The following is a 6,764-nucleotide window of genomic DNA, read 5'->3' on the forward strand; positions in this document are numbered from 1 at the left end:
GTACCCGGACGGCCCTTCAGGAGGCGCCCGGTCCGATGACCGCCCACCCTACCGGCCCGGCGCGGCGTGCGGGTCGGGCCGTCCCCGAGGGGCCTCCGGGGGCGGTTCGGACAGCCGTCGGCCGAACCGGCCGTACGGCACCGTGCGCGGCTGCGGCACCAGCCCGAGGCCCAGTCCCAGCTCACGGCCGAGTTCCCGGCCCACCTCGGCGCTGCGGGTCCGCCCGGTGCGGGCCGCACCGGGCCCGGCACCGGGCTCGGGCTCGGGCTCGTCGCCCGGCTCCGGCGGGGCCGCCGGCGCGGGCGGCGGTTCGACCGGCACCGGCGCCGGCTCCTCCCCGACGAACTCGGTGAGCAGGTCCAGGACGGTCACCGACTCCAGCGGCTGCCCGGCCAGCCCGGCCAGCAGCCGGACGGTGTACAGGTTGTACTCGCAGATGATCCGGTGCGCGCCGATCGCGTCGCGGGCCTCGATCGCCGCGACCAGGTCCGGGTGGCGCTCCCAGCAGATCCCGCCCAGCGCGGGCAGCTCCCGCAGGTAGGGCGCGGCGAACATCCAGGACTGCACCCGCAGCCAGTCCAGGTAGTCGGCGATCCGGCGGTTGCCGAGCAGCGCGCCGACCTCCTGCCAGAACCGGCGGTCGCAGCCCACCATGACGTCCAGGTTCCCGGCCCGGGCCGCCCGCACCGCCGCGTCGGCCCGCCGGTGCAGCGAGGGCAGCCGGCCGAGGTCGGGCAGTGCCCGGCGGGTGGCGTACTGGCGGTGGAAGCTGTCGGTGATCAGCACCCGGGACTCGAAGATCTCCAGGAAGTCGTCCCACCCCAGCTCGGGCACGGTGAAGCCGCGGTGGTGCTCGGCCCGCAGCAGGCCCTGCGCGCCGAGGTCGACCAGGGCCTCGCGGGCCGGGGTCGCGGAGACGCCGTACAGCTCGGCGATCTCCTTGACGGTGAAGTTGCGGCCGGCCGCGAGCCGGCCGGCCATCATCTCCTCGCGCAGCGCGCCGGCGATCTGCTCGCGCAGGCTGTTGCGGTGGATGACGGGGCGGGGGGTGTCGCCTGCGCCGTTGTCAGGCATGGGGCGACCTCCTCGGGCGGCCTACCGTGCCGGCCCTCGTCCGGGCCGGCGGGGAACACGACGAGTGCTCATCTTCTCAAACCCGACCGACCCAGGTACGAACCAACCCTCCGGAACCCCGTCCCCGGCGCCCCGCCCACCCCCGCTCAGCGCTGGACCGGCGCCGGAATCCCCAGCAGACGGTCCCGCAGCACCGGGAACTCCGCGCGCGCCTTCGCCACCTCGGCCGGATCGAACTCGACCGTCAGGACCTCCTCGCCCGCCCCCGCCTCGGCCAGCACCCGGCCCCACGGGTCCACCACGATGCTGTGCCCGGCCTGCTCGACCCCGGCGTGCGTCCCGGCGGTGTTGCAGGCCAGCACGAAGGCCTGCTCCTCCACCGCCCGGGCCCGGGCCAGCAGCGTCCAGTGCTCGCGCCGCCGGGCGGGCCAGGCCGCCGGCACCACCAGCAGCTGCGCCCCGGCGTCCAGCAGCGCCCGGAACAGCTCCGGGAAGCGCAGGTCGTAGCAGGTGGCCAGGCCCAGCGTGGCGAAGTCGGTGGGCGCGGTGACGATCTCCTGCCCGGCGCCCATCACCACCGCCTCGCCGCTGTCGAAGCCGAAGCGGTGGATCTTGCGGTACGTGTGCACCAGCTCGCCGTCCGGGGAGAACAGCAGCGAGGTGTTGTAGATCGGCCCGTCCGGATCGCGTTCGACGACCGAACCGGCGTGCAGCCAGACCCCGGCGGCCCGCGCGGCGGCCGACATCACGTCCGAGGTGGGCCCGTCCAGCGTCTCCGCGCCGTCCGACCAGAGGTCGTAGGCGAAGCCGCCGAGCGGCCACAGCTCCGGGAGCACCACCAGGTCGGCGCCCTGCTGTGCCCGTACCAGGGCCGCCGCCCGAGCCCTCCGCTCGGCGGGCGGCTCCTCGTCGGAGACCGCGAGTTGGATCAATGAAGCGCGCACAGTACCACCGTCCACGGCAAGAGACCTACGATCGTCACCCGAAAGCGCTGCCCAGCTGTCTCCCGGCAGCGTAACGTGCGGTTAGCGTGCGCGCCCGGAAAGCCGGACCATCCCGGTCGGCCGTGACGGCGGGGCGCAGGCGGCAAGGAAGCTGACGGAGGGCCGGAGATTCCCGTGACGGACAACCAGACCGTGCAGGCTTACACCGAGGCGTGGACCCAGACCATCGAGTCCATATCGGAGCTGGTCGCCCCCCTTCCCGAGGGCTCCTGGAACCGGGCCACCGAGTGCCCCGGCTGGTCCGTCCGCGACGTCGTCTCGCACGTGATCGCGGTCGAGTCCGACCTGCTCGGCGACCCGCGCCCGATCCACTCGCTGCCGCGTGACCTCCGTCACGTCACCACCGAGTTCGCCCGCTACGTCGAGCTGCCGGTCGACAAGCGCCGCTGCCACACCGCCCTGGAGATGACCGGCGAGCTGGAGTACACGATCATCCGCCGCTCCCGGGCGCTGCGGAACGCCAAGCAGACGCCCGAGGAGCCGGTGCGCTGGCCGGCCGGGCCGCTGGCCAGGGACGTCCCGTACCACGAGCTGCTGAGGATGCGGGCCTTCGACGTCTGGGTGCACGAGCAGGACCTGCGCCGGGCCCTGGAGACCCCGGGCAACCTGGACGCCCCGGCCGCCCTGATCACCCGGGACCTGCTGCTGGAGCTGCTGCCCAAGGCCGTCGCCAACAAGGCCGGGGCCCCGGCCGGGACGGCCCTGGTGCTGGACGTCACCGGCCCGGTGGAGTTCCTGCGCACCGTCCGGGTGGACGCCACCGGCCACTGCACCGTGGACGAGTCGATCAGCCTGGCCCCCGACGTCCAGCTCACCATGGACTGGGAGACCTACCTGCGGCTCGCCTGCGGCCGCGGGCGGCCCGGCCCGGTCTCCGTCGAGGGAGACCGGGAGCTGGCCGAGCGGGTGCTGGCCAACTTCTCGGTCACCATCTGAGGCCCGGGGCCGTACGGGCCGTCGCCCGGGGCCCGTCCGGCCCCGGGCTCAGCCCGCCTGCGCCGCGACCTTCCGGCGCAGCCGCAGGATCATCGCCGTGCCCACCGCCAGCGGGACGTACTGCCAGCAGAACGCCCAGCGGAAGGCGGTGGCCGAGTACGACCCGGCGCCGTCCGGGGAGAGCGCGTCCAGCAGCACGCCGATGCCGAACAGGGTGATCATCGTGCCGATGAAGCCGCCCATGTTGACGATCCCCGACGCGGTGCCGAGCCGCTCCGCGGGGTTGCGGGCGCGCGCGTAGTCCAGGCCGACCAGCGAGGCCGGGCCGTTGCTGCCCATCACCAGGATGATTCCGACCAGCAGCCAGGCCGGCGGGTGGCCGCCGGGCCAGGCCAGCACCAGCGCCCAGCCGAGCGCGGTGGTCGCGACGACGGTCAGCACGATCGGCATCCGGGCCCGCGCCGAGACGGAGAGCAGCCGGCCGAAGACGAAGCCGAAGGTCATGTTGCTGAGCACCAGCAGGGTCAGCAGCCCGCCGGCCCCGGCCCGGGACATCCCCTGGGCCTGCACCAGGTAGGGCAGGCCCCAGAGCAGGCCGAAGGCGTTGCCGGGGAACTGGGTGGTGAAGTGGATCCAGAGCCCGAGCCGGGTGCCCGGCTCCCGCCAGCAGGCGAGGACCTGCCGGCCGACCTTCGGCCGCGCCGCGGCCGCCCCGGGCCGGACGACGGCCTCCTGGTGGGGCGCGTCCCGCGGGAGGAACGCGACCGGCGCGAACACCACCGCGCCCAGCAGCGCGATCGCGGTGAAGGTGGGCGTCCAGCCCTCGCTGTGCAGCGCCCTGGCGAGCACCACGGTGGTGACCAGGTTGCCGCCCATCCCGGCCAGGCCGGTCAGCTGGGCCACGAACGGGTTCCGGGCCGCCGGGAACCACCGGGCGGCGATCCGCAGCACGCTGATGAAGGTCATCGCGTCGCCGCAGCCGAGCACCGCGCGGGAGGCCAGCGCGGGGCCGAAGTCGGAGCTGAACGCGAAGGCCAGCTGGCCGGCGCTCAGCAGCACGACGCCGGACAGCAGCACCCGGCGCGGCCCGTACCGGTCGACCAGCAGGCCGACCGGGATCTGCATGGCCGCGTAGACCAGCACCTGGAGGATCGAGAAGGTGGAGAGCGCCGAGGCGCCAATGCCGAAGCGGTCGGCGGCGTCCAGTCCGGCCACCCCGAGGCTGGTGCGGTGGATGACGGCCAGGATGTAGACACTGACCCCGATGGACCAGGCGAGCCAGGCCGCCCGGCCGCCGGGCGGCGCGGACGCGCGCACGGACACCGGCGCGGAAACGGACACGGGCGCGGGTACGGGCGCGGCCGGGGGGTCGGCGATGAGCCGGGGAGCGGGGACGGACGGGGACGGGGCTGGGCGAGCGGGCTCCACGGTCATAGTCCGACCAGATTAGTCATCCCATGATGGGACGCTCTGACCCGGGGGCGCGGGACCGGGCCTCAGCCGGTCAGCCGGTCAGCCGGTCAGCCGGTCAGCCGGTCAGCCGGTCAGCGTCCAGGACACCGAGCGGGTCATGGAGCGCTCCCGGAAGGCCTCGTCCCGCACCCAGTCGGTGGTGTCCCGGACGGTCGCCGTCACGGTGGCCGTCCGGCCCGGGGCCAGCTCCAGCCGGGCGGTGTCCAGCCAGGAGCCGTCGGCGGACTGCGGGGCCACCGGGACGCCGTCCACCTTCCATTCCACCTTCAGCTGCCGCGGGCCGGTCAGCGGCAGCGGCCGGACGTCGAGCCGGGGCCGCCCGGACACCTCGCCGGGAGTCGGCACCGGGGTGTCGGTCGGCCGGACCCTGCGGTACAGCTCCTCGATGATCGCCTCGCGCGAGGGGAGGTTGTACGCGCTGCCCAGGGTGCGCATCACCGAGTCCGGGGTGGGCCGGTAGAGGCCGTTGGCGCTGCGGTACGCCCCGATCACGCCGGCCCCGTCCGGGGACTCGGCGCCCAGCCAGCGCCACCACTTGGTCTGCTTCCTGCGCATGTCGTCGGCGTTGAGGGTGGCGAGGTTCGGGTAGTCGGCGTCGTCCGGGGCGCTGTCGTACTCGTCTCCGAGGTCCCCCACGGTGTGCCCGATCTCGTGCTGGATGATCCGCCCGGCGTCCGGGCTGCCGCCCGCCAGGGTGGTCACCCCGGTGCCGCCGGCGCCGCCGTACTCGGTGGAGTTGGCCAGCGCTATCAGGTACTGCGGCCCGGCGCCGTTGCCCGCGTAGCGAGCGGTGGCGGACTCGTCGGCGCAGAGCAGCCGGGCGGTGCCCTCGCACCAGAAGTGCATGCCGAGCGGGGTGGCGGTCCTGCGGCCGCGGCTCTCGGACTCGGCGATCCCGGAGACCGGGGAGACCACCTCGACCCGCCTGATGTTGAAGAAGCCCTGGTAGGTGCGGAAGGGCTCGATGTCCATCAACGCGTGCCAGGCCTTGTCGGCCTGCTGCCGGAAGAGCTCCTGCTCGTCGGCCGTGTAGCCGTCGCCGAGCAGCACCAGGGTGATCCGGTTGGCCGGGTCCCCGGTGCGGCGTATGTCGACCGTCGGGGCGGCCGCGGATATCCGCTGGTCGGCCTGGAGGGCCGTGTGCGGCGGCACCGCGCGGTCGGCCGGGGCTCCCGGACCGATCACTCCGAACGGCGGGGGGCCGGTCAGTTCCAGGGCGGCCGGGAGGGCGGCGGCGGACACCAGCACGAGTGCGGCCAGACTCCGGACGAGACGGCCAGGGTTGCCAGGCGGCATGCGGGTGCGTCCTCCGGGAGCCGGTCACCCGGTGTCGCCCGGGTGATGGAGCGGAGACGTACCCGGGCGGCCGGGACTCCCCTATCCGGCCGCGAAAAAGTCACCGACCTGGCCGAACGATCCGCACATTTCGGATCATCCAGGTCATACCAACCATTCCTCGGGCTGTCGTCGGGACCCGCCGGAGAAGCCCGAAAAAATTTCGGAACCCGTCTGCAACCCCCCGCGGGGATGCGCGTCTATACGGATGAAGGCACGGAGAGCGAGACCGGCGGAGCCGGGGGGCGCTTCCGCTCACGAGGAGCGGAGCCGGTCGTCTTCACCCACTCACACCATCAGCACGTCGACCCTGGGGACTCACGTCATGCGCATGACCGTTATCACCCGTTTTGCGAAGAACGACCGCGCGCTCTCCGGCCGCCGCCGCATCGCCACCGTCGCCGCCACCGTCGTCCTCGCCGGCGGCGTCCAGTTCCTCGCCACCGACACCGCCTGGGCCTGCGGCGACCACCGGCTCGGCGGCGCGTACGAGGCCCCGACCAACGTTCCCGGGCTCTCCCCCGACACCGCCATCACCTCGGCCAAGTCCTCGGTGGTCGCGGACGGCAGCTGGAACGAGGTCTCCCTCAAGGTCACCAACAAGGCCGCCGAGGACGCCCACGGCATGGAGCCCTTCCTCGGCCTCGTCACCCCGGGCCCGGGCGCCGCGGCCCGCCTCAAGGACGTCAGGATCCAGTACCTGGACTACACCGGCGCCTGGAAGAACCTCCAGCTGCAGGACGGCTGCATGCGCTCCGTCGAGGTCACCGGCTCCCAGCGCCAGCGCATGGCCGCCAACAGCTCCGACACCTTCAAGTTCCGCTACTCGCTGGCCGCCGCCACCCCCGCCGGCGTGACCACGATCAACCTGTTCGCCTCGGCGGAGATGGCCGGCTCCCAGGGCCCCGGCAGCTCGGACTTCAAGACGGTCAAGGTGACCCA

6 protein-coding genes are annotated in these 6,764 nt (G+C 73.7%); 2 read left to right on the top strand and 4 right to left on the bottom strand.

The annotated features are described in order from the left end of the window. Positions 1 to 48 precede the first annotated feature (48 nt). Together ACIQOV_RS20460 and ACIQOV_RS20465 are read right to left on the bottom strand one after the other, a co-directional pair. A complete protein-coding gene (locus ACIQOV_RS20460; RefSeq protein WP_401050329.1) occupies positions 49 to 1,074 on the bottom strand; it encodes a GntR family transcriptional regulator in 1,026 nt (341 codons plus the stop codon). A gap of 146 nt (positions 1,075 to 1,220) precedes the next feature. Beyond that, positions 1,221 to 2,018, bottom strand: coding sequence for a carbon-nitrogen family hydrolase (locus tag ACIQOV_RS20465; protein ID WP_380541343.1), 798 nt, complete (start codon positions 2,016 to 2,018; stop codon positions 1,221 to 1,223). A gap of 174 nt (positions 2,019 to 2,192) precedes the next feature. On the opposite strand from ACIQOV_RS20465, the gene ACIQOV_RS20470 reads away from it, so the two are divergent. Beyond that, entirely contained in the window at positions 2,193 to 3,014 is an 822-nt protein-coding gene (locus ACIQOV_RS20470) for a maleylpyruvate isomerase family mycothiol-dependent enzyme (RefSeq protein WP_359897700.1), read from the top strand. A 48-nt stretch (positions 3,015 to 3,062) separates the two neighbouring features. Here ACIQOV_RS20470 and ACIQOV_RS20475 read toward each other — a convergent pair whose 3' ends face one another. Both ACIQOV_RS20475 and ACIQOV_RS20480 read right to left on the bottom strand, forming a co-directional pair. Further along, positions 3,063 to 4,355 (bottom strand): nitrate/nitrite transporter, encoded by a 1,293-nt coding sequence (locus tag ACIQOV_RS20475; protein WP_401050334.1) that lies wholly within the window; start codon positions 4,353 to 4,355, stop codon positions 3,063 to 3,065. 195 nt (positions 4,356 to 4,550) lie between these two features. Further along, positions 4,551 to 5,783 carry a M64 family metallopeptidase gene (locus ACIQOV_RS20480; protein WP_401050336.1) on the bottom strand — a complete coding sequence of 411 codons (1,233 nt, stop codon included), beginning with the start codon at positions 5,781 to 5,783 and terminating at the stop codon, positions 4,551 to 4,553. A 364-nt stretch (positions 5,784 to 6,147) separates the two neighbouring features. Here ACIQOV_RS20480 and ACIQOV_RS20485 point away from each other — a divergent pair. Beyond that, positions 6,148 to 6,764, top strand: a 617-nt coding sequence (locus tag ACIQOV_RS20485) for a hypothetical protein (protein ID WP_401050339.1), incomplete at its 3' end; no start/stop codon positions are given.

The organism is Kitasatospora sp. NPDC091257, from assembly GCF_044757675.1.
GTDB lineage: Bacteria > Actinomycetota > Actinomycetes > Streptomycetales > Streptomycetaceae > Kitasatospora > Kitasatospora lactacystinica.